The organism is Phyllobacterium sp. YR620, from assembly GCF_900104165.1.
GTDB classification, from domain to species: Bacteria; Pseudomonadota; Alphaproteobacteria; order Rhizobiales; family Rhizobiaceae; genus Phyllobacterium; species Phyllobacterium pellucidum.
In genome coordinates, this window is record NZ_FNJP01000005.1 from 70,600 (window position 1) to 96,039 (window position 25,440).

Below are 25,440 nucleotides of genomic sequence, written 5' to 3' on the forward strand. Positions count from 1 at the left end.
GGGCCGGTTTGTCGAAGGAGTAACCATTCCATTTCAGAGGAATGATCCATCCTAACGCAAACCGGCTCATTCGACAATTGCCAGTGCGGGACCACAGCAAAGGGTTCCGAAATGCAAGTTCCGATCAACGAGATGCCTATTGTGGACTTCCGCGTCAGCAGCGCCGCCCTGTGGCTCGCGCACCATCCGCTCACCGGCATGACCCTGATCCAGACGCTGCGCAAGCGTTACGGGCTGAATGCTAAACAAGCCATGGAAGCGCGAGAGCTTGCGCTTGAGCTTCGCCATCACTGGCCCATTCAAGGGCGGTGGCCATGAACGATCACCGCCCACCCATTGAAGAGATCAATCCCGCAATTGGCCGTGTAAGTGCAAATTATCGCGAGGAGAGGAACAGACGCCAGCCGCTGAGGGCCGTGGAGGACTTCGATGGCTGGCGTTCAGAGGAACCGCCGCCGCGCGAAGCTGGCGATCCTGGACCGTCCGAAGGTATCTACGCTTTCAATAACTATGTTTGGACCCATGGCGGCGCCAAACTTCCGGTGATCATCGAGGCATGGACGGTTGGACGCCCGGTAAAGGATCGCCGCACCTCTGGAGAAGTAGAAATCGGAGTGATTTTCGGCAATCGGACGCCTGCATTGCAATCGCACTCCTACGGTACGGTAACGCCTAAATCAAAGGGCGCCAGCATCGGTCTGAACATTGGGAACCGTTATCTGACGGTCGACGATGTGCTGAGTGGTCCCTGCAATTTTGAGATCAATGTTGCTATCACATGTCCCGAATTGCCGATCATCTCGGAAGGCAAGGCCGTGGACTTTACCCCTTTCACGACTGCCATCAGCGAAGTGATCGCCAAGACACTGAAACGCGCTTACCAGCCACCGCTCTATACCCTTGAAGAGACCAGACCGCCAATCTTTAAGATCATTAAACCACCGAAGCCGATCAAGAAAAAGAAGATCGTCATCCCGCATGACAAGGGTGTTCTTGGCACCATGCTTGATGAACTGGAGCAGGCGAGCGGGCGCAAGCGCGATGATTTGATCGTGATGTCGAAGGACAAGGATCCATTTTCCATCGGCGACAGCCCGACCAATCATGAAATGGGCCGTTGGCTCGCGGATATCCTGGCCGATCCTGCTTTTGACGACCGCCGCCACAACCGCGGTATTCACTATAAGCTATCCAAATCCGGCACATTTATGCGCCACGACGGCAAGCACTTCATCAACGACAAGGAGTGCTGGCGCTACATAGTGAAGGCCGTCAATGCCGCTCGCTGGCTCGGCTATATCTCATTCGACCGCATAAGCGACCACCGTAATGCACCGCCCGTGATCCGTCAGGCGAGTGACGTCCTTTTTGATCTGAAGCCGGACGTCCATGCCAGCACACCATCAATTCAGATGGCGGCAGGGGACAGCGCGGAAATACACCTTGCTAACATCGAGAACTTCCCCTCTTACCGCCAACCGTTTCACATCGTCTTGTTTGGAGAAAAGAGCAGTCTTGAACCGGTTCTGGGCGAGCTGGCCGCGCGGTACCACGCTTCGCTGTATCTGCCGACCGGTGAAATCAGCAATGATTTCATTTACCAGATGGCGAAGCACGGCGCAGAAGACGGAAGGCGTATGATCGTACTTTGCTTCTCCGACTTCGATCCGGTAGGTCAGGGCATGCCAGTCAACATCGCGCGCAAGTTGCAAGCATTCAAGGCTATGCGCTATCATGATTTGGCTTTTGAAGTGCATGCAGCCGCGCTGACGGTCGAACAGGCCGTCCGCTATAATCTGCCATCTTCTCCGTTAAAGGCCGGTGGTAGAGCTGATGCGTGGAAAAAACGGCATGGCCGTGAGCAAACGGAACTCGACGCATTGGAGGCTGCGGAACTACGTGAGATCGCGTTGGCGGCTATTTCCCCATTCTACGACCATACGCTCGATGAGCGGTTGGCGATTGCTAGAAAGGCATGGACCGATGCAGCAGAGGAGAAACTGCGTGATGCAATCGATCCGATGATCTTCGATCCGATAAGCGACGAGATCGCCAAATTGGCCGAAGCAGTCGAGGACGGTGTCGCCAGCCTTAACGCCCAGTGTGACGTTTACCGCGAGGCGGCAGAGACCATCGAGATCATGTTTGACCGCTTCGATCCCCCGAAGCCGATCAAAGTCGAAGAAACGCCGCCCCCGCTGGTGTCGACCGATATGAATGCGCTGGTTTTTATCGACATTCTCAAAGAACATCGCGTTGTCAGCGAAAGCTCAACAAATGATGAGGATTGAGACCAATCCATCCGGCAAATGCGATTGTTTCGTTAGCAAACACCTGGATGCAGCAAGGAAATGGGCCGGGGGGTAGGTTGACTGGATGGCCCCTGGCGCCATTGGGAGCGCACGCGGGCTTTCTTTTCATATTCCGCAATTCGAAAATCGCCTGATCGGGCAAAAAGGCAACGAAAACAAGGGGCCACATCCCCCATTTTGTCCACGCCTATCGTCGGCTTGTCTTCGGCTTTTCTTGCCGAGAAACCGAAGAGCCTCTTTACAAAATAGCGAGGTTTCACCGGTTCGCCATAGCGTCAGTCGCCCAGCTGCGAAAACGCCCGCTCCCCAAAGTTTAAGCGATAACGCCACAAAACTTGCTCGCAAACACAAAAACACCGCGGTAAATGCGTAGGACACGTGGTAAATTAGGTGGGCAAGATGTAGTCATCGCAAGAGTGGCAGGTTCGTCGTGGCACAGCAATTCCAATCGCCTCGTCTCCCAAGAGATGTAACCGCATCATCAGACGCGAATCGTCGTCGAGCGATGGCAGAAAATCTCGTCAGGCGCTGGCCGCGCGACAGAAATTGGACATTCAGTTTTGCTTGGCGGTGGGCTGTCGAAAATGGCTTCAATCCGAAAAACTTTCAAGATTTGCTGAAGACTGTTGGAGTTGAAAAAGGCTTCGGCAGCGATTTGGAGCGCCAACGAGCCTTTGATGTCGTCCGAGCGATTCCAGTCTGCGGCTCAGACGCTAATTTCAGACGACGTGCACATGCTATCGGAGAAAGCCATGATCTGCCTCGCGCCACGATCGACGAGGCCGTCGACAGATTATTCGATCTGCGATTGTCGAGAGTTCCTTAAGAATCTCGATGAGCACCTAAGTATGGCTTCATCACATGGGTACCAGTGCCCTATACGCGCACCGGTTTCGGGTGCACGCGACGGGTCCCATCAAAACTGATGCTGAACGAGCAGCCGCGATGCGCGTCCTTATGCTCGAAATGAGCAACGCTTCCATTCACGCCTTCCTTGTGGGGCCTTACGGACCCATGGCATTCCATGCAACGCATGATGCGGCCGTTGAACTTGGATAAGACATCCTCAATCGTAACGGCGACCCATGCCCTGTTAGCCCACAATTCACATTCTGTAGCGCCCACAGCCATCCGTTAACTCCGTAAAACGCCGTTGCAGTGTGCTAATATTTGATTTGTGAAGGACATATCCGAGCTACAGGCGGGCTTCAAGCCGAAAGGCGCCAGACATTTCATCGAGGTGAGTAACGTAGACTACCATTTTGGTAGGCGCACATTCCGCGATCTGTTTTGTTTCGGCGAGTTTGTCTTTCGCAATAGCAATGATCACGCGAATTCGACCTTCACAGTGATTTAGGGCCCACTTTAAGTTGTCCATCAATTCCGGGTGACCTGGTCGCATGCGCTTGGTGGGGTCGAGGGGGCCGCGTTCGTATATACCTTTTACGAACTCATGCTGCCACAGGGTGACGGCTACGGTCTTTGTTTCCTCATTTCTTGCGGACCAACTCCATTGCACATTCCGTGGCGTGGTCCCAAAATGTGCAAAGCAAGCGGTGTGTGACATACGCTTAGTCATATGCTCTCCGTTGGAAGTCTCAGATCAACTTCTCGTATCTGATCTTGGTTAATAAGCCGCCGATAGCTCTATTTTGGTAGTTGTGCGAAAGCATGTCCGCTGCTGTATTCGACCCGCCATTCTGGCAGGATAGTATGATTAGAATTGTTGGGATTGCGTTACCGTGCGTGCTGCTCGGGGCGTGTGCATCGAGCACGACTATTAGAACATCGGCGGACACAGCAATTGTACAAACTTCCGCAGCACCAGCCTGTGGTGGGGTCGGTGCAGCAAGGTAGCCCAAAAGCAAGCTGCCATCGCAACACTGAAGGCTGGCTATGACCGTTACATAATAGGAGGAGCAAACGCTTCGAGTAATATCCACGTCACGCAAATGCCGGGACAATACCAAACCTATGGTACCGCGACTGCCTATGGCAACATGGCTACCTATCAGGGAACAACCTCCTACGTACCGGGCCCGACCATCGTGTCAGGAAGCCACGATCAAGGTCTGGCAATCAAGATGCTAAAGGACAGTGATCCGGGCGCAAGCCAGGCTGTTTCGGCTCGCGAAACACTTGGTCCAAAGTGGCCCGAACTGTTGAAGGCCGGAGCTGTCCGTACCTGCGCGTGAAAATAGGGCCGTTGGCTTTCCCGTATAACGGGCTGAAAATCATTTAATCCGCTTGGCGACTCAACTACCGTCCGATTTCTAACTAGGAACTGGACGGCTATGAACGAACCGCGGAAAAGGTACAGGCCCAAAATAGACAAGCGCGACACTGCGACCAGGCTCGCCGATTACGTTTCCAGCTTGAAACTCAATAACCCCAAACTGACGCCTCGGGAGATCGCTAACCCGTTGGAGATTTCTCCCTTTCACCCACCTACGTTGGTCGGCGAATGTGGTGACGAGATTATTGGCCGGTGCGGACAACAAAATGCGAGATCGGATGCTGTCAAATAGGACTTAACAGTTCTCAGCCGTACTTGGCGGCGAAGGAAGTGGAGGAATGCAGGATGAATGAAGCCGAGATCGATACGAAGATGAATGCGCTTCGCCAAGATGCGGATCAAGCCGCGAGCCAACTAGCTTTCATCCGCTCTAATATCGATAACCCCGTAATCAAGGATCGTCTTGATGGATCGACCTCCGGCTATGCTTGGCAAGTGGCAAAAGCAGGCGTCGAGCAATCACTTATCCTCTATTGCGCCCGCGCATGGGACCTTTCCAGAGACGCGATTTCGCTGCCAATTTTGATGGCAAGGTTTCCATCCCTGGCCGACGTCAAGAAAAAACGGGACGATTGGCATAAGAAGATGGGTATTGCAAACGCTCCAGCGCTCGATACCGAATATGCTGCTTTTGCGGCCGCATACAAGACAGCTAAGGAGCACGATGCACATGCACATCTGCGGGTGCTTCGTAGCGAGCACTTTGCCCACCGCGTCCTCTTAAGTAGAGATCGACAGAAATTCGAGGCATCGGGTCCAATAATCGACGCAACAATAAACGACCTAGTATCGTTGGCAGATCAAACAGTCCGCATTGTTGGTGATATGGGATATCTTTGGGATGGCCTTGTTAATCCCTACCCCGACATGATCGCGCGGAGTGAAGGCTACTGCCGAGAGTTCTGGGAACACCTCCCGGTTTACCGAAATTTAGAGAAGTCCGACTGACACGGCATCATCTAGGTGTCCAATCCGACTATCTCGAAGACTCAGCATGGTCAGAACGAAACCCACCAGAAAAATTAGTCTGAATTTCTACGGTCAACACTTGCTGAGTGCATATTCTACCCATTCAAAAAGACTCGGCCCCCTCAAACCGCAGGCGGTCATGCGGAGGAACATTCAATCACTTCTGATATTGGCGCGCCGATCTCCAGCGTCTGGCAGCCGGATTTGAGCCATTCCATCACGGCCGAAGCGGATATCTCGATCTGGCCCGGCTTTCGAAGAGAGCATTCCCAAACCGTCGCTACACGCCAGCCTAGTCGCAAGGCCTCGTCTCGAACTTTCGCGTCACGCCGGACATTCCCTTCGAATTTCGTGCGCCAGAATTCTTCTCGCGTCTTGGGAGTTGTTGCGAAACGGCAACCGGTATGGCGATGCCAGAAACATCCATGTACGTAAATTAGTGCTCGGTAGCGTCGCGAAACGATATCCGGCTTGCCTGGCAGCAACTTACCATGGAGGCGGAACCTTAGGCCGAGCCCATGCAAGGTACGCCTGAGCGCACGCTCAGGAGCGGTGTTCGTTCCCCTGATGCCACTCATCATCCGCGAGCGAGTAGGCTTGTCGACAATATCCATATTTTTTTGACTTGCACTCCTGCCGATTACCTGGAAAAGAGGTCGCCGGAGCTTTGTCATGAATGATAATATTAAAATCGTCGATCTCTTTTCCGGTCCGGGTGGGCTGAGCGAAGGCTTTTCCGCCTGCCAATTGGGCACCTCGCCGGATCACCCATATAAAATCAGCATTTCCATCGAGAAAGACAAGGCCGCACATCGCACATTGCGTCTGAGGGCGTTCCTTCGGCATTTCCAAACGTTCCCGCCGGAATATTACGCTTGGATCGAATGCAAGAAGGAGGAGCCTGCCTGGTCCGCGCTTTATCCTGAACAATGGCGCGCTGCAGAGACCGAGGCAATTTGTGCTGAGTTGGGTAAGACTGAGACGACTTCAATCCTGTCTACTGCGATCAACGAAGTTAAACAGCAATCCCATGGTCGGACGCTTTTGATTGGTGGTCCTCCATGCCAAGCGTATTCGCTGGTAGGGCGTGCGCGGAATGCGGGTACTAAATCCTACATTGCATCAGAAGATCACCGACACTTTCTGTATAAAGAATATTGCCGCGTATTGAATGAGTTGTCTCCAGCCGTTTTCGTCATGGAGAATGTGAAGGGGATGCTATCCTCGACAGTCGAGGGATTGGCAATCTTTGGACAGGTTGTGGCTGACCTCAAGCAGGCTGGACCCGGATACAGGCTCTTTGGCCTTGCCGAAAATAGTACACAGATCGCCAGCCCCCGCCGGTTTCTGGTTAAGGCAGAAGACTTTGGCGTGCCTCAAGCGCGCCATCGCGTGATCATCTGTGGAATAAGGGCCGACATAGCTGAGCGCCTTCCTTCTCACGCGATACCAAAACTCAGGAAACACGACCGCAAGATCACGGTCAACGAAATGATTGGGGCTCTACCTGCCCTGCGCACCGGTTTGAGTAGAAACGACAGTCCGGCAGCTTTGCGGGAAGCAGTCGAAGACGCCGCAGCGCTCTTGAAATCAATTTCCAACTCTTATCCCGGCGAAAACTTCTGTGCATATATGACTACCCTTGAAGACGTTGCGGCACAGGTCGAGCAGCTTACTGGCCTTCCCAGGCAGTCCAATCTTCGAAACTGTTTAGATACTGATCTTTCGGAATCGCTTAAAGACTTCCTTGACGACCCGAAGCTTCATGCAATTCCAAACCATGAAACTCGCGGGCACATGCCTAGTGACCTGGCTCGATACATGTACGCGGCATGCTTTACCATCGCCGAGGGGTCCAGTCCAAAAGCCAGCCAATTTCCACCTGAGATCGCTCCCGCTCACGCCAACTGGAAAAGCGGGAAGTTTGCTGACCGCTTTCGGGTTCAACGACGAGACGCCCCATCGACCACGATAACGAGCCATATCGCTAAGGATGGACACTACTTTATTCACCCAGATGCCAAACAGTGCCGGTCTCTGACAGTGCGCGAGGCTGCCCGTCTTCAGACCTTTCCGGACAACTACCGGTTCATGGGAAACAGGACCGAACAGTTCACGCAGGTAGGAAACGCCGTGCCACCATATCTGGCCGTGCAAATTGCCAAGGCAATCCTTCCAGTGTTCGAGTATGTCTAGTCGGCAACGGCCTCATCAACAGCCAGAGCCGGGTGAGTAAAGCCGCTATCGACCAGTTTGCGCAAAATGGTGATTGCGAGAACACACTGACGGTCGCTTGGCATACGTCGTGGAATGGCAGCACATGTCTCCATGATGCCGATATCTCGTGGAGTGAGCTTCCGATGCTTGTGGCCCCAAATGTAAGCTTCCTTCCAGAATGCCGCTCCTAGCTGGTGAACGCGCATCTCGGCGGAGGCACTGGTTGTCAAAGATCGATCAGCCCGAGCATCCCGAACCTCCGACGCGGCTTCGTCAGCAGCAACAAGAACTCGTTCAACGTTGTCATTATATGACACAGTGCGATCACTGAGCGTTTTCCAGCATGCCTGCTTCTTCGCCCATTCGCTCATGTTCCTGATCCCGGCCGGCGGGGAAGTGATCACTGTTTGAGCCCCTTCTGCAGCCACCAGAAGAGCACTGTCCAGTTCGGAGCTGGTTGCCTGTTGCCGCCATACGGCGTCCAGATGAACTACGCGCTCCAACTTCTCAGCGTCCTTAACGAGTTTCGCGATGGCGTAGGTGACTATGTTTGCACGGTATCCGCCCTGGTACCAGTCCGCGCCTGACACCAGCGCCTCTGTTTTCCTGAAGATGATGGCCTTCGCAATGAGACGTCGATACCAGTCCTCGTCGAATGTCGAACCGTCCTTTCCCCAAGCCGATCCAATCTGCTTGGCGAACTCGGAAAAGTTCTTCTGCGCGCCCTTGCTGACATCGTGCGGCGAACCGCTCCACGTATTCTCGTACTTCGCGAGGTCCGTCTTGCTGAAAAACTGATGCCGAGGAAATTCTGCGTCGAAAACCTTGCGCTCGCTGACTGTCCGGCGGCCACGTTCATCAGCGAACTGCCCTCTCGCTCTTTCATAGAACCACTTGGTCTCCCGATAACCGCCTCCACCAGCCGGAGCGAGGAGCCTGCGCGACAGCTCCTCAATCCTAATGTGAAATGGATGATTGGCAAAGAAGTCCGCCGCAGCAACTTTGTTCTGACTGTTTGCGTATTGGGAGATAAGTGGTACCACCGTCTCCGACAGGTGGTGCGGAACGATGCTCAGCTTCATCTGCACGAAGACCTGTCTCAACTGTTCGGAGGCAGCCTTCCTGGCGGCGTGAATGGAGGCAGTAGTTTGACCGCCGTTCACGATCTGGAGATTCTCTGCTCTGATCATGGAGAGGCCTTCAGGCGTCTGCTCGAACTCCACGGCGTCGGCGGTAGCACTTAACCCGTTGTTGTAAGCAAGGAACATGCTTGGGCTTTTCGAGATCGTGTCCCGAATGCCTCTATTGACCGCTCCACGGGCCTGAAGAAAGCTTCGGACATTCGATTCCAGAAGCTTCGGGCCCCATTTATCGTAAATTTTCGCAAGCTGATCTCCCGGTATGACCGCGATATAGGTTTCCAGTGCATCCTCGCCCGCCGAAGCTCTCAGAACCGGTACGCCGCCTCCAAAGTCCTTCACGAAATCGACTTCCGAACTTTGACGTGTCAAACCCTGTTCAGCGTAGCGGCTCAGTCGCTTCAGGTCCCATACGCTATAGGTAACCTCTCTGTCGTCTATGCTACCTGCAGGGACGCCGTCCGACTTGGCACGGAACTCGGCGTTGGTCACGACAATAAGCTTGATCTTTTCAACATCGGACCATGTTGTCGCGATCAGGTCACTTAGTCCGTAACCAGGACTGGTCTCTTCCAGCGAGTCTCGGAACGATTTTCTTCGCGACACCTTCAGGAACTCGGAGAGGCGCTTGAAAAGCTTTTTTACGTGGTCGGCATTAGCTATTCGAAATGTCGGACCGACGTGAAGGTCACAGATTATGAGTGACAGGACACCGTCTCCATCTCTCGGATCACCACCATACCCATGCACCTGAACCTTCGGGCTGATCGGATCATCGGCATAATGCGACCAGTTTGCTTCCTCTGTTTCTCCCGATTCCGTCAGGTACGTGCCGGTTTGCTCGAAGAACGCCTCAGATGTGACTCGTCCCAAGGCATCAGCGTTACCCTGAACATCCGCGATCAACTGTTGATGGAAATCCTGCAGATCACTCATTTCGCTGTACCTTCAACTTATCTCGTCGAGGACCGGGCTGCCGAACTCGAACGGCATGCAAGCGCTCAACGCGATTGAATAACGAACATTGGCCACACCGACCGGCATCGGAGAAACGAGACGAGGAAACCCTTCGGATACTTCGAAGACGCGGTCTGCTCCGACTGCCCATCGACGGTCTTCATATTGATGAGTGGCGTCATATCCGACGGATACGAGTAAATCTTCAAATCGGGAAAGGGCAAAAGGGGAAGGCGTTAGCAGAGCCGATATCATTCCTACGCGTTCATGAAGAGTAAGACCTTCGCCCTTTGCGGCCGAGGCCACATCCGTGACGTTCAGAAACAGACGCGCACCCGGTACATCAGCCAGTTGGTCTTCGGAGGAAATCGCGATGTATGGCTTGGCTGCCGCTCGTCGGGCCTTGACCTCCACGCATGCCCTCGGGAACTCAAAATCTTTCGACGCGCCTTCGGGGCCCTTCCAACCCTCAACCGCGAATTCAGGTCCCTTCGCCTCGACGACTGACCGCAGGAAGGTCAATTCGGCGACAAGCCCACGCTGTTCTTCGACGCTCAACTCGTCCGACACCCCTCCACGCAGCAGATAATGCCATCTCCTGGTGCGATGGAGAGCAAGTGAAACTGCCTGATCGACTTCGTTCCCGGCTTCCCCGGCTCGGACGACGTCAAGACATAGCGTGACGAAAGTATCCGAGAGTGAGCGGTCCGTAAGCGAGAGCACTAATGCCTGCCCGCCATTTAGCAGCCGATAGCGCAAATCGAGGCTACGAAGTTTTGGAACCTGGTAATCTGGCAATTCCTCAGTTCCAAGCTTGAGCGCAAGCGCAGGAACGAAGTCTTCCAGAACGATCCAGAAAAAATCAAAGCGTCCGCTTCCATTGACGCGTCGTGCATCCCCGACCGAGAGCCGCTCCCACGGATCATTCGCCATCATCGTCCCCATCTTCGTCCTGCTCATCACTACCGAATAGCTCAATCATCTTGCGCGTGTTCACAACGTACGCCACGCGTTCGCTGGCGTGATTGGACGCCGGGAGACTCATGCCCCAGGCTACGGCTGTCAAGCCCTCAAGCGCCTTTGCCCTGTCATCGGTGTCTTCACCCGCTGGCGGTTTAGGTCTCACCAAATGCAGTATGAACAGCGGACGCTCCCTGACCTCGCGATAGATGGAGTCCGGATAATTTACGCGGGTGTCATCTGAAATGTTCTCTTTCAAGCGGTACCTATCTTCGCGGGCAGCTACAACCGTCGCATTGATACCGGCCTTTTCGATCCCGCGTGAGGCAACCCTCATACGCTGGCCGCTGAACGACATGAATCCGTTCTTCAGGTCGGAGAGTTCTACGTAGCGGCTGATAGGACGTATGGTCCAGCCGAGCGCGTTGTCGCTGTCACCCGATTTCAGACCGGTGACGAGCACGTCCCAATATTGCATCTCGTCGCTGCTTCGAACCCGAATATAGTTGCGGATGGGTCCGGGTGTCGTCGTCACGCTTTCGTCGGCATTGCGCCAGCCAGCAAGAAATTCATCAATTTGGTTCACCGACACATGCTTCTGCAGAAACCCGCCCTCGAACGCTTCGGCCTTTTCCTGAGTGAAGCCAGCCTTGTCGAGCCCGAGTAGGAATTGCCTGGCCAGTGTCTTGTTCGCTTCGATGTCTTTCAACGAAACTCGCGCGGTTTCCACGAATTTGTTGGCCAATCCTACCATCGTCGTGATCTCTTCCGACGACCCCATTTTGTTACGTGCAGTAATCATGAGAGCGGAAGGATGACTGCGAACTGCGAGACCGAACATGCTAGGCGTCGCCTTCGCACGTTCCATGATTTCCAGTTCTCGGTGAAGTTCTTCGGTGGCATTCGCGATGAAGGAGTACCACGCGATGGCCCCGTCCGGCATCCAGATACGGCAAAGGTCTTCGTAACCACTACGGTAACCAAACCACCGGCCCATCTGCATGAGTGTGTCATACATCATGGAGTTTCTGAGGAACCAGGTGACTGTAAGCCCTTCCAGCGTAAGGCCGCGAGACAGAGAAAAGCCACCGACAGCAACAACCGTCTTCCCACGTTCTCCACCACCGGTGTAATTTAGATCATTCGACCTGCTGTTTACCTCGACTACCTTCGCCGAAGCGATAGCATCCAGCAGGCTCTCCTGAATAGATCCCCAATCGTCCCATGCCTCACTGTATTCGGCTTCCCAAACCTCTCGCAGAGCGGCGATTTCGGAATCGCCGAGCGCTCGCTCCTTCAAGCTGCCGTTGATACGAACGGAATTCTGAATTCTCTCAAGCGCCTCGTGGAGGCGGTTTCGGATCAGGCTCTGAACACGTGTAAACCGGCTTGCGTTGACCAGCATCGAGCAATGGCTTGCGGCCTGTCCCCGGAGATTGCGGATCGCCCTGGCAACGAGAAAAGCACGAAGTGCATACACAAGCGAGGGCGGCAGGTGATCTATTGTCTGGTCGATAGCGTGCTTGATGGGAAGGATGTCTTCGTTGTCCTTGATGCTGCGAAGCCAAGCCCCGTTCCCATCTTCATCAATGCCGTCTAAAAATATCTTTTTCCCGCCGAAGTAGTTGGTGGGTACGTCTAGACCGACAATGAAGTCTCGTGGAAAAAGGTCTTCTTTGAACATTTCATCATCTTGGTCCGGATCGATGAATATGTTCGCGAATGGAGTCGCTGTGTACCCCACATAGCAGCTGCGATGAAACATCTTCAAAAGATCACGAATCTGCCCATTGATCTTGGTAACAAGATCATCCTTGTATTTCGTGTTGATTGAAGCATTGTCCGCTTCATCGTCGATCAGAAGCATTGGCTGGTCGATCATCTCGCTATCGCCGCGAGCGTTGTTGTCGCGCAACCACTCAAGCAGGTTCGTCAGTGTACGATGGTTTTTCTTGATAACGAGGACGACGGGAACCTTGTAGGAATCAATTTCGCTGGTGTTCGTCGAGGCTGTGTCCTTGTGGAAATCGCGGAGGGTGTTCGTAAGACTTACAGGTGTGCGTGAAGGGTCGAATTTTCCGACCCCGATGACATTTTTATTCGACTTTGACCCCGGCAGTTGTCGACCGGTGTCGCGGCCAATGAAACCTTCGTCTACACGCCCCTGCGTTTGATTGCGCAAGTTGTTATGTATTCCTGCAATGACGACGATCAGTCTGTAACCCGCGTCTGCCGCCTTGCAGATAAGTCCGGTATAGTTGGCCGTCTTGCCGCTCTGTACGTGACCGACAACCATCCCTCGCCGGTCCCATGCCTGATTAAGATTGGGATTTCCCGTTCGACTGAGAATGCTGTCGGTGACCTTGTCCAAGGATAAGACCACATCGCGCGGCATACCCTGCTGGACGAGAAGTTTTCTATATCGGCTCCAGTAGTGGGGGTCGATTGAGGATTTTGCATCGTCGAGCCAAGGAACGAACTGACCGTCGTCAATGATCGCACCGAGTCCCGCACGGATGCCGCTCTTCTCCTCAACGACACGAACGACTTGTTCGACTTCCGCCGGTGTCAATCCCGCCATCAATGCAACGCTAAGTCCGCTCGCTAGTTGGCGCAACTCCTCTTCAGTCTTCCTTGGCTGGTCAAAAAGGGCACTCTCAATGACGCTAAGCAGGTTTTCTTGCGCGGAGTTCATTCAAAATCCCCAATGTACTGATCAATGACAGACTCGGCTGTCGTCCAAGTTTTTCTGAAAAAGTCATGTGCACGAAGCACGTCTTTGATGCGATCCTTCGCTATCCCTGCGTCCAGTAGAGTACCGCCAACGGCATTGACCATCTCCCTGACTTGGCGTTCGTCCGCCTCATCTTGCTCCAATGCCTCCGCATTGCCGAGCAGGTCCGCGTGGAGTGCTTCGATTGGAAGACCCGAGCCGAGCAATTGGAGGCACGTCTCGAAACCGGCGCGAAACTGCTCGGGAAGCTCGCTCGCGAAGCGAGCGAATGCGGGATGTTCCAAGTTGGGGCGAAATACGATCTTGCCATCTTGCGACAACCGCGACCATAGCGGATGCCTCTCCGGATCGACTAACCGCTGACCACGTCTTTGATAGGTTCGCCTCGAAGTTCCGAGGAAGCCTTCTATAATTCGCCGCAACCTAGAGCCAATCGCAGGCGGGAGTTGTGCGGACGCCTTCTTGACATCGATCTTCCACAGCGCATCCATCGAGTTGGGAATATCGATCCGGACGCGGCAAAGCTTTGTTAGCTCAGTTTGTCTGGCAAGACCCAACCATCCACCAGCAATAATTAGTCGGTTGCCGCGATACACATACAACCCTTGAGAACGCAGGTGCCCATCGGGGCCACCCACCTCAATCCAATCAGCTTCCATCATCATTTTGTGGTGTGGCAGCGTCACGCACTGAATGACGACGTTCCCACTCGGCAAAGGAACGACCTCCTCCGGCCCAATCTGGGCCGCAGAATGGCTGCTGGCCAACGGGTCGATAGGCTTCAGCCGTCGACCATTGAGAGTGATGCGAAGCTTGGGCCGTGTTCCTGAAAGAAACCGATGAAATACAAGCCGAATATATCGTTCGGCGTTGGACAGTGCAGCGTTGAGGTATTCGCCGCGCTTGGCTGCATCGCCGACAATGCCGCCGGAAAGACGATCCAGCTTTTTCCAAACGACGACGGTACCGTGCTCTGTCGGGAATTCCACACCTGGCGGTCCATCGATGTCTTCGTTTAGGTCAAGATTCCAGTCATTTCTGCGACCGATCTCGTCGAGATCCCAGATAGCAGTTGTAAGAGTGCCATCACGGACCGACGCGACAGAGAGCCTCCGGCACTGCGAAAAGCTGGCGCTCTTGAGTCCGAGGCCAAACCGTCCCAAGTCTTTTGCGTCGCGTTGGTGAAGCGGGTTCTTTGACCCTAATCGCATCGCATCGATCAACTCAGACTCGGTCATCCCGTTTCCGTCATCGATGATTGCCAACGCAGGGTCATCAGAGACTGTATCGACAACGATATTTACTTGCTTTGCATTGGCAGTAATCGAGTTGTCTATGATGTCCGCAATTGCGGTTTCCAGCGAATACCCGAAGTCGCGATGTCCTTCGATCAAGGATGATGCATATGGCGATGCATCCACTTGCTTCTTACGCGAATGTAATATGTTTGCCATTTCCCCCACTTGCCCACCGAACGGAGGACGACTCATTCCCCTGCAAAAATCATAGTTATCTGTCACGATGGTGCACAAGCATGAATGGATGATTTCTGGGGGAGAATTCTACAATAAGTCCCTCGCCGGGCCAGGGCGGCCAAAAGAAGCACGTCGTATGCACTTGGTCTTGATTCAAAAACTCGCGCCGCACGCCAGTATCGAATATCGCGCGTAGAGAATTATTCTTTTGCCCATTCTTAGCCTCCCAATAACAACGGCAGGCTCCGTTATCATAGTACGGCTTTTGGAGCAAAGCGGTCATTGGTAATAACCGCTATTCGCCTCAATAGGACGTAGCAATGCGGTTGGTTCCCGCTAATGCGGTTTCTCCCACGACGCTGCATCGAGATTTCCGTGCATACCAACAGCCCATCCATTATATCGTCGGTATCTGGTTCATTGGCACCGGTTACTCTTGCCCTCGCGGCTACTCGCTCAGCTTCCCGTTTTGACAGGATTTTACGTCATCTGAGTATATCCTAAATCACCACAGTTGTGGTATCTTGGTACCGCACTAACGGTTGGCGTGCGACCATCTCTCGACCTTTAACAGTCGGACTTGGCGATCAACGAGGTGGCGCGCGCCTCCTGTTCGAAAGGGCCTCCACATGAGCATCCACACCAAACCGCCACCGCCGTCACGGCCGCCGCTGGCACAGTTGGCTCAGATGATGCTGAACGGGCTGCGCCTTCTCGAAGTTGCCATTCGCAACGAACGTAGGCTGCGCCAGCGGGAAATCGCGGCCTTGCGTGCCGAAGTAGAAGCATTGAAACGGGAGACACTGCAATGAGCATTGATGAAGCCGCCTTCGAGCGCGACCTGAAAACCATGTCGAAGTCCGATCTTCTGAAGAAATATCCGGCATCTAAGCTTCATCCGGATGTCGAACTCATGGTTGAGGTCGTGGGCGAGGAAATCGGAAATCTGCGCCGCGAACTCGGCAAACGGCTGGACGAGTTGGAAAAGCAGATCGGCGATTCCGCGCAGGATCGGCGCAGCGTGACCCTTTCAAGCCGCGAACTCAGGATCGACGTCGAGCGAATGGTTTCTGAACAAGGCGGCGAGATCGCCCGTCTGCGGCATGAAATTGTTGCCCTGAAAAGCGAAGTCGATTTGCTACGTTCGGCGGTGCCGCCTTCGACTATCAAAACCAAGGATGCGGCGCGACTTCTGCGCGAGATCGGCGAGAAACGATGAACACGGACATCGACATGGTTGACCATCAATGCTGGCGAAAAGCATCACCACCCACGCCGATGCCAAGCTCGACGCTTGTCATTTCTTGCGACGGCAGGAGATGCTATTCAGCCTTTGTGCTTGGGAAGGCCCTTCCCAAGCGACGGAAAAGTATGGCGAGCCGATTGTCGCCTATCGTAGCCTCAATTGTCGATAAGGCATCCAATATTTTGGTTACCCCTGGCGGCCATCGCCCTGGATCGGTGCCCAGCAATGCTGTTAGAACATCCAACACTTGAACCGGATGGGATGCGATGACATCGTCTTTCGCTCGGATTGAAAGGGAATAACTGTCGAAGCTCTCTGAGGGGACCAATCGCGGTAGTATAAAAGGAAGAATTGCCGGAAGTGCATCTCCAGCACCAAGAGCAAAGTTTGCCAGACGCCCCGACAGCACAGGATTGCGCAAAGCTTTTTGACGGGGCCATACGTTCTTGAAAAACGGCACAACCGTGCGCTTGCCTGATCGATCTTCTTTAAGGAGACGCTTGAGATTCCAGAGAACCTGGGTAGCGAATTCATTTCCTCCATGGATTAGAGCCTCGCGCATATCCATATCATTGAGCAGACGCCTGTCCCCTCTTCGGGGCGCCCACGCAAAGAGCAACATTCCGGCGAGAATGTTAGTTTGAGAACGACGGTGGGAGGCAATAGTGGTTCGTTTGATCATCGAACGCTTAATCAGTTGAAATAGAGCTGGTGGTGGCAGGTATGCCCTCCAGAGCATGCCATCCCAAAACGCATTTCCATCATTGCCCCCATCGTCGTGAAACCGGACAACATTGGTCGTCGTCCATTCAGGATCCACGTTGTACAGGGTATTGACACGAAAGGACGCCAAAACAAGCGCCAATCGGCTAAGGTCGCCGGGAAGATTCAGAAGACTTTCAAGGCGACGCGTCCACATTCTAGGGAGTTTGCTTCCAGCTGGCAGGCCCATAAGAGTTGGATCGTTAAAAAGCATTTCCACCAACCGACCAACAGGCGAATTCAGCGCTTCATCAACCCACCTATGGTCCGGACCGCGCAAGCGGTCGGCCGCCGCCGCACTTCGGCAAGCTGATAGTAGTTTTGCCCATAGCGCATCGATGGCATTGGGCTGCTCTTTGAACAAGCGCGGAGCCATTCGTGCCAACCAATCTGCCGTTGGGTAAACAAGGGAGCCAAATTTACCAGTGGGAACTTGTTTCAGACGCTCAACGATCACATGAATGAGTCGCAGGGAATCTTCCTCACGCGATTTCGTTCGGAGAAACGTTGTCCAAGCCCACGCCGGTACATCACCTTTCTTAAGTGCGTGCGATAGAGCGGCCAACGCTCTGGCCGGGCGTTCATCGGAAAGACCTGCAAACGGCTCTCGTTGTACTCGAGCTTCGAAATCCATCGTCCCAGCGTCGGCGGCACTACGTAAAATATCTTCGAGCGGAAGAGGAATCAATCTGGCGGGGTCAATGTCGGTGCCGATTGAATGCATTTGCGGTGCATCTGAACGCACCACAGATTCGACGTTAAGATTAAGGCGATCAGGTACGATCGTTAAAAGGTTATCAATTTCAGTATCCACGTCGAATGTGAAAACGATGCCTTGCGATGACAACCATCTTATTCGATCGAGCCGCGCCGCCGCAGTATATCTCCTCGTACTCGTAGCGTCTTGATCCGGCTGCCATGGAAACGACGTCGTGAGTATCTTTCGTTCGATGTTCTGGCGATCGATATCCGAAAAATCGTTCCATCGGTCACGCAAGGCGAAAAGCAAGTCACGCTGGTGTTGAGCCCCCCAAAAAACACGATCAGTCATTTCCAGAAACACGTTCGCGGCCTGCTCGGCATTTAACAGGCTTGTTGTACTCGCAGCCCAAATCCTCATACGTGCAAATATGCGTGCGTCGTCATTCGGCCAGCAGCTGTATTCGGAAATAGCTGCATTGTGATCTAGTTGAATTAACCTCCGCATCAGGCGTTGAAAGGTGATAATGTGGCCAGTGATGCCATATGTATCCGAATTGAGTTCGCCAGCATCATCATCCGCGCGGCTTGTGGTGAGATATATCATCCCACCGCCGCCTGGAATTTCAGAACTGAGCGTCTTTGCTAGTTCCAAGTGTTGGCGAAAGAGCACCACAGCTAGTGGTAACAGCCTGGCGGGGATCTCAGGTAAAGTGTGGGGGCGAGGATACTCGACGTTTAGTGAGATAAGGTGCGAACCCGTACTCAAACCATCGTATTCGCTAGTAAGCGCCGCCCTTATCGCTAACTTAGGTTTGAATATTAGTACGAGTTGACGCACAAGATCCGGCGACCAGTCCCATTGAGCAACTTGGCGTTCTATAGCGAAGAGTTGGTCGTCTGGAGCAACTCGATTATCGTCCCAAACTCTGAATAACCAACGCCAGCCGGCCGCAACCTCCAAACTGAAGCGGGCATGTTCCCAATTCAACGCATCGTTTATCGCCCCACGCGCAACGGGATGCAAACCCTTCTGCTCTAGTGCCCATAGTAACGCTTCTGGCTCGTGGGCAATCCGTTTGAGCCACTGCACGAGTTGCAAAATGCGTGGAGCCAATCGACCAGGTCGCGACGCATCTCTTCCACGAAGCCAACCAGATGCACCTTCCATTCCCTCGTCGCCATCCATTGGAGAATGCCTGAAAGCGTCCCATGCGCCCTCCGGTATTTCGCGTTCGTTGTAGGCGAGGTCTGGGTCCGGCGGTGCTGGAGTATCGTCGGAATCAAGATTTAATCCATCGAAGGGATCATCTTTGTACCCTTCTCCATCTTCTTCATAGTTCCTTTCCGGCGTCTGATAGCGTTTTTGGGGGTCCATCACTTGCAACCAAATGGCTGGGAGCGAGACTTCCGCGCTTGCAATCCGGTGAGCGCCATCCAGCGTGGAGGCTAGATGGGCGACTTGGCCGCGTACGTGAGGTTCAAGTAATTTCGGTCCGACGGATGCTTGGGTCAGAACTCTGTCATACCAGCCGTCGACATCGCGTGCTCGCTCTGCCCATGCATCAATCGTTCCCCATAAAGCAGCGTGTCCGTCAGATGGATCATAAGCAATCGCCTCCACACCCTTGTGTTCCCAGAGTGCCGTCGCTGTGCTGCCTTCCCCGGCTTGGAAGGCGTACATACGTTTACCATTGAAGGTGGAGACGTTGAGGGCCTCAAGCAAATATTGCATCGGCGGGTCTTCCGCGGAATACCCGATGAAAACGATCTGGTATTTTGATAAAAGGGATTGGATGAACTGGGTCGCCCACCCATCTGCGAGGTAGGCACGGCCGAAATCAGAGCTGGACAGAACGAGACCGTCATGGTCGGCCTGCGAATAACAGGGGGCAACGCGGCCGTGAAGATGGACGACGCCGCTAACGTCATTACGCCTAAGGTTAGGTAAATCCGCAGGGCCAACAGACCTTATATTGGGATTGTATGCCTCGAAGAGTCGGTCAAAGTTTGTTGTAACCAACTTGATATCACCGGTGCTTGCGCCAGCTAGATCAAGCAGCAAGCGGTGCGCCGTCAAGTCAACATCGTTTGCTGGTTTCAAGGCGGCTGCCACTGCTTGTTGGACATCCGCTGTTTCAAACTCTCGCTCTAGCAACGAGAAGATGCGGTCTGTTGCAACGAACCCACCAACGCCTTTGATAGGCTTTATCCGCGTCGCGGAACGCAGGAGCTTACGAGCTGGGCTGTCAAGTGCAGGGCCTAGGGAATCTATAACCCGCTTCGCGAGGTTAATAAAATTATCCAACTTTGCATGCGCCTGAGAAACGCCAGCGCCGCAAAAGAATACGACACCGCCGCGGTCTCTGGCCATCAAAAGGTCGTCAGGGATTGAAGGACCGTGGGGAAGGAATCTCATGCTAGAACGATAGTTCAACATGCATGTAGTTGCCTATCCTTCCTCCTTTTAAAAGTTTTGGACAATTCTGCGCGAACAAGTTGGTGAGCGATGCAAACAGGCTACGTCGGTCAAACCGTGTCTATGAATGGTTCTCTGCGCTACCAGATGCCGCCGCATTCGGCCACAGCAGGCCAAGGAACGCGATTCGGGGGAAACCGGTGGAAAACTACCGGCGAACCGCTGCCGGTTTTTCTTGCCTTCCATGTCGCAAGCATGTCGCACGGAATTGCCGGTAAATTTCTGCACCATTGAAAATGCTTGATAATTTTATGCAACATGACTGCGACATGCACGTTTCTTTATATGGTCACGCAGGGCGTAACTATTTGTAATCATTGGGGAAATTGTGGTGCCCAGACGCGGATTCGAACCACGGACACGCGGATTTTCAATCCGCTGCTCTACCAACTGAGCTATCTGGGCACTTCAGGGCTTTTTCCGTTGTCCGGCAAAGCTTGTGGACGGGGTTGGCTTTCCGTCAGAAGCGCGTGGGTTATAACACTAAAAATCATCCTGTCCAGCATCAACTCGCGAATTTTTTGCCGTTTTTCTGCCTCTTGCAAAGGGCATGCATTGATGCGTTTGTTGATGGCATCGGAGACGGGATTCGCAACACATGGTCGAGATGGGGGAGAGGTCCGCCAAGGCTGGGGCCTTTGGCTGGGGAATTATTGGCAGCGGGGAGAGCGCCCGCCGTTTCGCGTCCGATCTTTCGCTGCTTCCCGATGCGGCGCTCATCGCCAATCATTCGAGAATGCTCTCCAGCGCTGAAAAATTCCGCGAGACTTTCGGCAGCGCATCCGCCTATGCCGACCTTGATTCGTTCATCGCAGATCCCGCCATCGACGCTATCTACATCGCGACCCCGAACTCGCTGCATCTCGCGCAGGCGCTGAAGGCGCTGCGTTCGGGCAAACCGGTGCTGATCGATAGACCCCTCGCCCCTTCGCACACGGAAGCCGCCGTTATCCAGCGCGAAGCCGCACGCGGCAATATCCTTGCAATGGAAGCGGCCTCGGCGCGCTTCCTGCCCGCTGTGATTGCGGCCAAGAAGAAGGTCGATGCCGGCGAAATAGGTGCGGTACGGCGGATCACAGCCGAGCTGTCGGTATTGCACGCCTTCGACGCCGAAAGCCGGTTCTTCAACCGCTCGCTCGGCGGCGGCGCCGGGCTCACCTTCGGCACCGATTGCGTTTCGCTCGCCATGCATTTCCTGGGCCAGCCGCAGAAGGTCTCCGGCCTCTGGCACGCCGCGCCCAACGGCGTGGATATGCGCTGCGAAATTGCTCTGCACTACGATGAGGCGGAAGCCAGGCTATCCTCAGGCCTCGATGAGGATGGAGCCAATCACTTCGTCATTGAAGGCGCCAAAGGCGCGATCCGGATCGACGCGCCATTTACCGGCGCGCGCAGCCTGACCACCTTTCATGGCTTTGCGCTGACGCCGCCATTCGGGCCCCTGCCGGCAACGCGCGGCGTCCTCGGCAACCTCCTCGCCCGGCTGCCTATTCCCGGGCGGGCTGTCGAAGATCACCCCTTCTCAGGCACAGGTCTGCAATTTCAGACAATGGCGGTCATGGCAGCCATACGGGCCGGCAAAACGGGCGCTGAACTCATGCCGCTTGCCGACAGCATCAATGCCCTTCGCGCCGTCAACATCGTTCTGTCGCAGCCGGCAACACAGCGCATCATAAAGCTCTGATCAATCCTCGCCGTCGCTGTCGTCGGCGCTTTCGACCGCCGGCAGCACATAGGCGCCGGTCAACCAGCGGTTGAGGTCGACATTGCGGCAGCGCGCCGAACAGAAGGGATAATGTTCGCGGTGCGACGGGCGCTTGCATTCGGGGCAAGGACGCGTCGGCCGAAGCGGCATGACCTTGGCTGTGCTCTTGTTTTCGTCAGTCACGGGATCCGATCCCCTCAATGACCTGAATTCTGCCAATTGGCATAGACGGGGTAGCCTTCGCCATGCAAGAGGCTCGCAGTCTCGTAGAGCGGCAGGCCGACCACATTGCTGTAGGAGCCGACCAGCTTGACGACGAAACCTCCGGCGAGGCCCTGGATGGCGTAGCCGCCGGCCTTGCCGCGCCATTCGCCTGACGCAAGATAACTCTCCAGTTCCTCGCGGGAAAGACGCTTGAAGCGGACGCGCGTCTCGATGAGGTCCTGGCGCTGCTTGCCCTTCGGCGTGATCAGGCAAAGCCCGGTATAGACGCGGTGGGAGCGGCCGGAGAGAAGGCGAAGGCAGGCGGTGGCGTCATCAAGGATTTCGGCCTTCGGCAGGACGCGCCGTCCTACGGCCACCACCGTATCGGCGGCGACGATATAGGCTTCACCGAACTCGGCATCGCCCTTCAACTCCTCGGCGATCCGCTCGGCCTTGATGCGGGACAGGCGGCGTGCCAGCGAGCGCGGGTGTTCGGCGCGCAGCGGCGTCTCATCCACGTCGGCAGGCAGCAGGCGGTCAGGTTCGATGCCAATCTGGCCCAGCAGGGCAAGACGACGCGGCGAACCGGACGCAAGAACGAATTTTGGCTGATCGCTCATCAAGGCATTTCCTGCGGACGGGTCCGGGCCGATTACTTGAAGCGGTAGGTGATGCGACCCTTGGTCAGATCGTAGGGAGTCATTTCGACAAGGACCTTGTCGCCGGCGAGAACGCGGATGCGGTTCTTGCGCATGCGGCCTGCCGTGTGGGCAATGATTTCATGATCGTTTTCAAGCTTGACGCGAAACATCGCGTTGGGCAGCAGTTCCGTCACGAGGCCGGGAAATTCTAGTACTTCTTCTTTCGCCATGCGTAGTTCTATCTCCGAAAGGGCAATTTGTGGTCGTGCTCGACCGCAATTTTGGGCGGAACCTATAGTATTGCGCGCCATTTGTGAACAACGGAGTTCAGCAAATGCACGCAAGGGTTTGACGGGTCAGTTCGCCGCCTTGAAACGTTCCTCGATGTGGCGTTTCAGGTTGTTGCGCACGTCGCGATAGGCATCGAGAATCTGGGTGCGGCGCCCGCGGACGAGCGTCGGATCGGGCGTCGGCCAATATTCCACATGCACTGACGTCGTCCGGGTCAACTCAAGTGCCATATGGTGCGCCTTGGGCGACAATGTAATGATAAGGTCAAAATAATGATCCTCAAGTTCCTCGAAGGTCCGCGGCTGGACAGCAACGCGCTTGAGGCCGATCTCCGCCAGAACTTCATCGACGAAATGATCGGGCTCGCCCTTCTCGACGCCTGCGGAGGCAACATAGACAGAAGAAGGCAGGAGGCTGCGCGCAAGCGCCTCTGCCATGGGCGAGCGGATCGAATTCTGGCCGCAGATGAACAGCACCGCGCCAGGCATCGCGGATTTGACGGGCCCTTCATCGTCCGGCAACTGGTCCGGAGCGACGGGCGTCTGTTCGCCTATCCCCGCCAATGCAGCACACAAACCAAGGTGAAGATGCGGCGCGCGGTATCAAAATCCACCTCGATCTTGCCGCTCAGGCGATCCATCAGCGTCTGCGAGCCCTCATTGTGCAGGCCGCGCCGCCCCATGTCGATCGCTTCGATCTTGCTCGGGCTCGCCGAACGAATGGCTTCGTAATAGCTTTCGCAGATCATGAAGTAGTCCTTGACCACCTTGCGGAGCGGCGTCAGTGACAGGATGTGCGTAACGACATCGTCGCCGTTTTCGCGCGCGATCGCGAAGATCAGCCGCGATTCGACCAGCGACAACTTGAGACGGTACGGCCCGGGACCCTCGTCGTTTACGGGACGAAAACTGTTCTCCTCGATCAAATCGAAGATCGCAACAGCGCGCTCATGCTCGACATCCGGTGTCGAACGGCCGATCGTCTCGTCCAGTTCCACATCGATCAGCCGTGCATCGGTATCGCCCGTTGCTGTCATTATCGTCCTAAAGGTTCAACCGAATCGCTACCGATCTGCCATGCGCATCAAGTCCCTCCGCGCGCGCAAGCTCGATTGCGGCCGGGCCCAGTGCGCGCAACTGATCGGCGCCAAGCTTCAGGATGGAGGTTCGCTTCATATAGTCAAGCACTGAAAGCCCGGACGAAAAGCGTGCCGACCGCGCTGTTGGCAACACATGGTTCGAGCCCCCGACATAATCGCCGATGACTTCGGGCGTATGACGGCCAACGAAGATCGCGCCGGCATTGCGTACGCCTGCGAGCAATTTTTCCGGCTCGGCCGTGGCAATCTCGAGGTGTTCCGCGGCAATCCGGTTGACGAGGGGGAGCGAGCCTCCGAGATCGTCTACCAGAATCACGGCGCCGAAATCGCGCCAGCTCGCGCTCGCGGTCTCCCGGCGCGGCAGGGCAAGGAGTTGCCGCTCGACCGCTGCAGTGACAGCTTCGCCGAAAGCGGCGTCGTCGGTGATGAGGATCGACTGCGCGGCGCTGTCATGTTCGGCTTGGGCCAAAAGGTCAGCCGCGATCCATTCCGGATCATTCTCCTTGTCGGCAAGTATCAGCACCTCCGATGGACCAGCGATCATATCGATGCCGACCGTGCCGAAGACACGGCGCTTGGCCGCAGCCACATAGGCGTTGCCCGGACCTACAATCTTGACCACAGGCGCGATCGTCTCGGTGCCATAGGCGAGCGCTGCAATCGCCTGCGCACCACCGACTCGATAAATTTCCGAAACGCCCGCAAGCCGCGCGGCAACGAGGACGAGCGGATTGAGCTTGCCATCCGGGGACGGCACAACCATGACGACGCGCTCGACGCCGGCGACCTTGGCCGGAACGGCATTCATCAACACCGAGCTCGGGTAGCTCGCGGTGCCGCCTGGAACATAGAGCCCAACCGATTCGACAGCGGTCCAGCGCGAGCCGAGTTCGACCCCGAGCCCATCCGTGTAGCGATCGTCCTTGGGCAGTTGGCGCGCGTGGTGGGAGTGAATACGGTCGCGCGCGAGCGTCAGCGCTTCCACGGTCACTGCCGGCGCCGAGGCAACCGCGGCATCGATCTCGGCCGGCGAAATTGCAATGCCATGCGTTGCGAGATCGATGCGATCGAAACGCCGGGAATATTCGATCAGCGCCGCGTCACCGTCGGCGCGCACGCGCTGAATGATCTCGGCAGCCGCGCGGTCCACATCTTCCGAGACCTCGCGCTTGGTGGCAAGGAAGGCAGAAAACGCCGCCTCGAAATCCGGTTGCGACTGCTTGAGGACAATGGCCACGTCAATTGCTCCTTTGCC

The 25,440-nt window shown here is 55.1% G+C and carries 22 protein-coding genes and 1 tRNA gene; 9 read left to right on the forward strand and 14 right to left on the reverse strand.

The genetic code is table 11. From position 1 onward, the window contains the following. The first annotated feature begins 111 nt into the window (after positions 1 to 111). From BLR72_RS16585 to BLR72_RS22315, 3 genes are all read left to right on the forward strand, one after another. Complete coding sequence (locus tag BLR72_RS16585; RefSeq protein ID WP_091950420.1) at positions 112 to 318, forward strand: hypothetical protein; 207 nt, start codon at positions 112 to 114, stop codon at positions 316 to 318. Continuing rightward, on the forward strand, positions 315 to 2,291 hold the full coding sequence (locus BLR72_RS16590) for a hypothetical protein (RefSeq protein WP_091950422.1): 1,977 nt from the start codon (positions 315 to 317) through the stop codon (positions 2,289 to 2,291). The genes BLR72_RS16585 and BLR72_RS16590 overlap by 4 nt, the downstream gene beginning before the upstream one ends. 526 nt (positions 2,292 to 2,817) lie before the next feature. Continuing rightward, positions 2,818 to 3,138: a hypothetical protein gene (locus tag BLR72_RS22315; RefSeq protein WP_139202548.1), complete on the forward strand. Its 321-nt coding sequence runs from the start codon at positions 2,818 to 2,820 to the stop codon at positions 3,136 to 3,138. A gap of 369 nt (positions 3,139 to 3,507) precedes the next feature. Here BLR72_RS22315 and BLR72_RS16595 read toward each other — a convergent pair whose 3' ends face one another. Next, positions 3,508 to 3,891, reverse strand: a complete 384-nt coding sequence (locus tag BLR72_RS16595; RefSeq protein WP_091950424.1) for a hypothetical protein — start codon at positions 3,889 to 3,891, stop codon at positions 3,508 to 3,510. Positions 3,892 to 4,264: 373 nt separating this feature from the next. Here BLR72_RS16595 and BLR72_RS22730 point away from each other — a divergent pair, with 373 nt between their 5' ends. Together BLR72_RS22730 and BLR72_RS16610 are read left to right on the forward strand one after the other, a co-directional pair. Next, positions 4,265 to 4,507, forward strand: a complete 243-nt coding sequence (locus BLR72_RS22730; protein WP_244506734.1) for a hypothetical protein — start codon at positions 4,265 to 4,267, stop codon at positions 4,505 to 4,507. A gap of 386 nt (positions 4,508 to 4,893) precedes the next feature. Further along, a complete protein-coding gene (locus tag BLR72_RS16610) occupies positions 4,894 to 5,556 on the forward strand; it encodes an AbiU2 domain-containing protein (protein ID WP_091950428.1) in 663 nt (220 codons plus the stop codon). A 158-nt stretch (positions 5,557 to 5,714) separates the two neighbouring features. Here BLR72_RS16610 and vsr read toward each other — a convergent pair whose 3' ends face one another. Further along, entirely contained in the window at positions 5,715 to 6,251 is a 537-nt protein-coding gene (vsr, locus tag BLR72_RS16615) for a very short patch repair endonuclease (protein ID WP_348271828.1), read from the reverse strand. On the opposite strand from vsr, the gene BLR72_RS16620 reads away from it, so the two are divergent. Next, positions 6,250 to 7,773 carry a DNA cytosine methyltransferase gene (locus tag BLR72_RS16620; RefSeq protein ID WP_091950430.1) on the forward strand — a complete coding sequence of 508 codons (1,524 nt, stop codon included), beginning with the start codon at positions 6,250 to 6,252 and terminating at the stop codon, positions 7,771 to 7,773. The two genes, vsr and BLR72_RS16620, sit on opposite strands and share 2 nt — an antisense overlap. On the opposite strand, the gene BLR72_RS16625 is transcribed toward BLR72_RS16620, so the two are convergent. The 4 genes from BLR72_RS16625 to BLR72_RS16640 are packed head-to-tail and all read right to left on the reverse strand — an operon-like array spanning position 7,770 to position 15,038. Then, positions 7,770 to 9,869 carry an AIPR family protein gene (locus tag BLR72_RS16625; protein WP_091950431.1) on the reverse strand — a complete coding sequence of 700 codons (2,100 nt, stop codon included), beginning with the start codon at positions 9,867 to 9,869 and terminating at the stop codon, positions 7,770 to 7,772. The genes BLR72_RS16620 and BLR72_RS16625 overlap by 4 nt on opposite strands. Positions 9,870 to 9,881: 12 nt before the next feature. Continuing rightward, positions 9,882 to 10,826: a PD-(D/E)XK motif protein gene (locus BLR72_RS16630; protein ID WP_210183737.1), complete on the reverse strand. Its 945-nt coding sequence runs from the start codon at positions 10,824 to 10,826 to the stop codon at positions 9,882 to 9,884. Then, a complete protein-coding gene (locus BLR72_RS16635; RefSeq protein WP_091950435.1) occupies positions 10,813 to 13,545 on the reverse strand; it encodes a Z1 domain-containing protein in 2,733 nt (910 codons plus the stop codon). The genes BLR72_RS16630 and BLR72_RS16635 overlap by 14 nt, the downstream gene beginning before the upstream one ends. After that, the gene (locus BLR72_RS16640) at positions 13,542 to 15,038 is read right to left on the reverse strand and encodes an ATP-binding protein (protein ID WP_091950437.1); all 1,497 of its coding nucleotides are present in this window, start codon (positions 15,036 to 15,038) and stop codon (positions 13,542 to 13,544) included. Before BLR72_RS16640 ends, BLR72_RS16635 begins: the two co-directional genes overlap by 4 nt. A gap of 650 nt (positions 15,039 to 15,688) precedes the next feature. Between BLR72_RS16640 and BLR72_RS16645 the strand changes: the two genes are divergently transcribed. Further along, positions 15,689 to 15,871 carry a hypothetical protein gene (locus tag BLR72_RS16645; RefSeq protein ID WP_091950439.1) on the forward strand — a complete coding sequence of 61 codons (183 nt, stop codon included), beginning with the start codon at positions 15,689 to 15,691 and terminating at the stop codon, positions 15,869 to 15,871. Next, entirely contained in the window at positions 15,868 to 16,278 is a 411-nt protein-coding gene (locus BLR72_RS16650; RefSeq protein ID WP_091950441.1) for a hypothetical protein, read from the forward strand. The genes BLR72_RS16645 and BLR72_RS16650 overlap by 4 nt, the downstream gene beginning before the upstream one ends. 103 nt (positions 16,279 to 16,381) lie before the next feature. Here BLR72_RS16650 and BLR72_RS16655 read toward each other — a convergent pair whose 3' ends face one another. Together BLR72_RS16655 and BLR72_RS16660 are read right to left on the reverse strand one after the other, a co-directional pair. After that, complete coding sequence (locus tag BLR72_RS16655) at positions 16,382 to 20,140, reverse strand: SIR2 family protein (protein WP_175492384.1); 3,759 nt, start codon at positions 20,138 to 20,140, stop codon at positions 16,382 to 16,384. Positions 20,141 to 20,574: 434 nt separating this feature from the next. Next, positions 20,575 to 20,650, reverse strand: a tRNA-Phe gene (locus tag BLR72_RS16660). A gap of 193 nt (positions 20,651 to 20,843) precedes the next feature. Between BLR72_RS16660 and BLR72_RS16665 the strand changes: the two genes are divergently transcribed. After that, positions 20,844 to 21,929 (forward strand): Gfo/Idh/MocA family protein, encoded by a 1,086-nt coding sequence (locus tag BLR72_RS16665; protein ID WP_091950445.1) that lies wholly within the window; start codon positions 20,844 to 20,846, stop codon positions 21,927 to 21,929. Here the strand turns inward: BLR72_RS16665 and yacG are convergent, their stop codons facing one another. The 6 genes from yacG to hisD form a co-directional block, all read right to left on the reverse strand. Continuing rightward, positions 21,930 to 22,133, reverse strand: coding sequence for a DNA gyrase inhibitor YacG (gene yacG / locus BLR72_RS16670; protein WP_091950815.1), 204 nt, complete (start codon positions 22,131 to 22,133; stop codon positions 21,930 to 21,932). A 14-nt stretch (positions 22,134 to 22,147) separates the two neighbouring features. Then, entirely contained in the window at positions 22,148 to 22,774 is a 627-nt protein-coding gene (locus BLR72_RS16675; RefSeq protein ID WP_027230308.1) for a Maf-like protein, read from the reverse strand. Between the two features lie 32 nt (positions 22,775 to 22,806). Then, the gene (infA, locus tag BLR72_RS16680; RefSeq protein WP_008122731.1) at positions 22,807 to 23,025 is read right to left on the reverse strand and encodes a translation initiation factor IF-1; all 219 of its coding nucleotides are present in this window, start codon (positions 23,023 to 23,025) and stop codon (positions 22,807 to 22,809) included. A 126-nt stretch (positions 23,026 to 23,151) separates the two neighbouring features. Then, positions 23,152 to 23,574, reverse strand: coding sequence for an arsenate-mycothiol transferase ArsC (locus BLR72_RS16685; RefSeq protein WP_091950817.1), 423 nt, complete (start codon positions 23,572 to 23,574; stop codon positions 23,152 to 23,154). Between the two features lie 62 nt (positions 23,575 to 23,636). Then, positions 23,637 to 24,122 (reverse strand): UPF0262 family protein, encoded by a 486-nt coding sequence (locus tag BLR72_RS16690; RefSeq protein WP_027230310.1) that lies wholly within the window; start codon positions 24,120 to 24,122, stop codon positions 23,637 to 23,639. Between the two features lie 7 nt (positions 24,123 to 24,129). Further along, positions 24,130 to 25,422: a histidinol dehydrogenase gene (hisD, locus tag BLR72_RS16695; protein WP_091950447.1), complete on the reverse strand. Its 1,293-nt coding sequence runs from the start codon at positions 25,420 to 25,422 to the stop codon at positions 24,130 to 24,132. Positions 25,423 to 25,440 lie beyond the last annotated feature (18 nt).

Bases quoted from the DNA above. Each gene is read 5' to 3' on its own strand.
- BLR72_RS16585 (WP_091950420.1), top strand. From the start codon at position 112: ATGCAAGTTCCGATCAACGAGATGCCTATTGTGGACTTCCGCGTCAGC.
- BLR72_RS16590 (WP_091950422.1), top strand. From the start codon at position 315: ATGAACGATCACCGCCCACCCATTGAAGAGATCAATCCCGCAATTGGC.
- BLR72_RS22315 (WP_139202548.1), top strand. From the start codon at position 2,818: ATGGCAGAAAATCTCGTCAGGCGCTGGCCGCGCGACAGAAATTGGACA.
- BLR72_RS16595 (WP_091950424.1), bottom strand. From the start codon at position 3,891: ATGACTAAGCGTATGTCACACACCGCTTGCTTTGCACATTTTGGGACC.
- BLR72_RS22730 (WP_244506734.1), top strand. From the start codon at position 4,265: ATGCCGGGACAATACCAAACCTATGGTACCGCGACTGCCTATGGCAAC.
- BLR72_RS16610 (WP_091950428.1), top strand. From the start codon at position 4,894: ATGAATGAAGCCGAGATCGATACGAAGATGAATGCGCTTCGCCAAGAT.
- BLR72_RS16620 (WP_091950430.1), top strand. From the start codon at position 6,250: ATGAATGATAATATTAAAATCGTCGATCTCTTTTCCGGTCCGGGTGGG.
- vsr (WP_348271828.1), bottom strand. From the start codon at position 6,251: ATGACAAAGCTCCGGCGACCTCTTTTCCAGGTAATCGGCAGGAGTGCA.
- BLR72_RS16625 (WP_091950431.1), bottom strand. From the start codon at position 9,869: ATGAGTGATCTGCAGGATTTCCATCAACAGTTGATCGCGGATGTTCAG.
- BLR72_RS16630 (WP_210183737.1), bottom strand. From the start codon at position 10,826: ATGATGGCGAATGATCCGTGGGAGCGGCTCTCGGTCGGGGATGCACGA.
- BLR72_RS16635 (WP_091950435.1), bottom strand. From the start codon at position 13,545: ATGAACTCCGCGCAAGAAAACCTGCTTAGCGTCATTGAGAGTGCCCTT.
- BLR72_RS16640 (WP_091950437.1), bottom strand. From the start codon at position 15,038: ATGGCAAACATATTACATTCGCGTAAGAAGCAAGTGGATGCATCGCCA.
- BLR72_RS16645 (WP_091950439.1), top strand. From the start codon at position 15,689: ATGAGCATCCACACCAAACCGCCACCGCCGTCACGGCCGCCGCTGGCA.
- BLR72_RS16650 (WP_091950441.1), top strand. From the start codon at position 15,868: ATGAGCATTGATGAAGCCGCCTTCGAGCGCGACCTGAAAACCATGTCG.
- BLR72_RS16655 (WP_175492384.1), bottom strand. From the start codon at position 20,140: ATGGCCAGAGACCGCGGCGGTGTCGTATTCTTTTGCGGCGCTGGCGTT.
- BLR72_RS16665 (WP_091950445.1), top strand. From the start codon at position 20,844: ATGGTCGAGATGGGGGAGAGGTCCGCCAAGGCTGGGGCCTTTGGCTGG.
- BLR72_RS16675 (WP_027230308.1), bottom strand. From the start codon at position 22,774: ATGAGCGATCAGCCAAAATTCGTTCTTGCGTCCGGTTCGCCGCGTCGT.
- infA (WP_008122731.1), bottom strand. From the start codon at position 23,025: ATGGCGAAAGAAGAAGTACTAGAATTTCCCGGCCTCGTGACGGAACTG.
- BLR72_RS16685 (WP_091950817.1), bottom strand. From the start codon at position 23,574: ATGCCTGGCGCGGTGCTGTTCATCTGCGGCCAGAATTCGATCCGCTCG.
- BLR72_RS16690 (WP_027230310.1), bottom strand. From the start codon at position 24,122: ATGACAGCAACGGGCGATACCGATGCACGGCTGATCGATGTGGAACTG.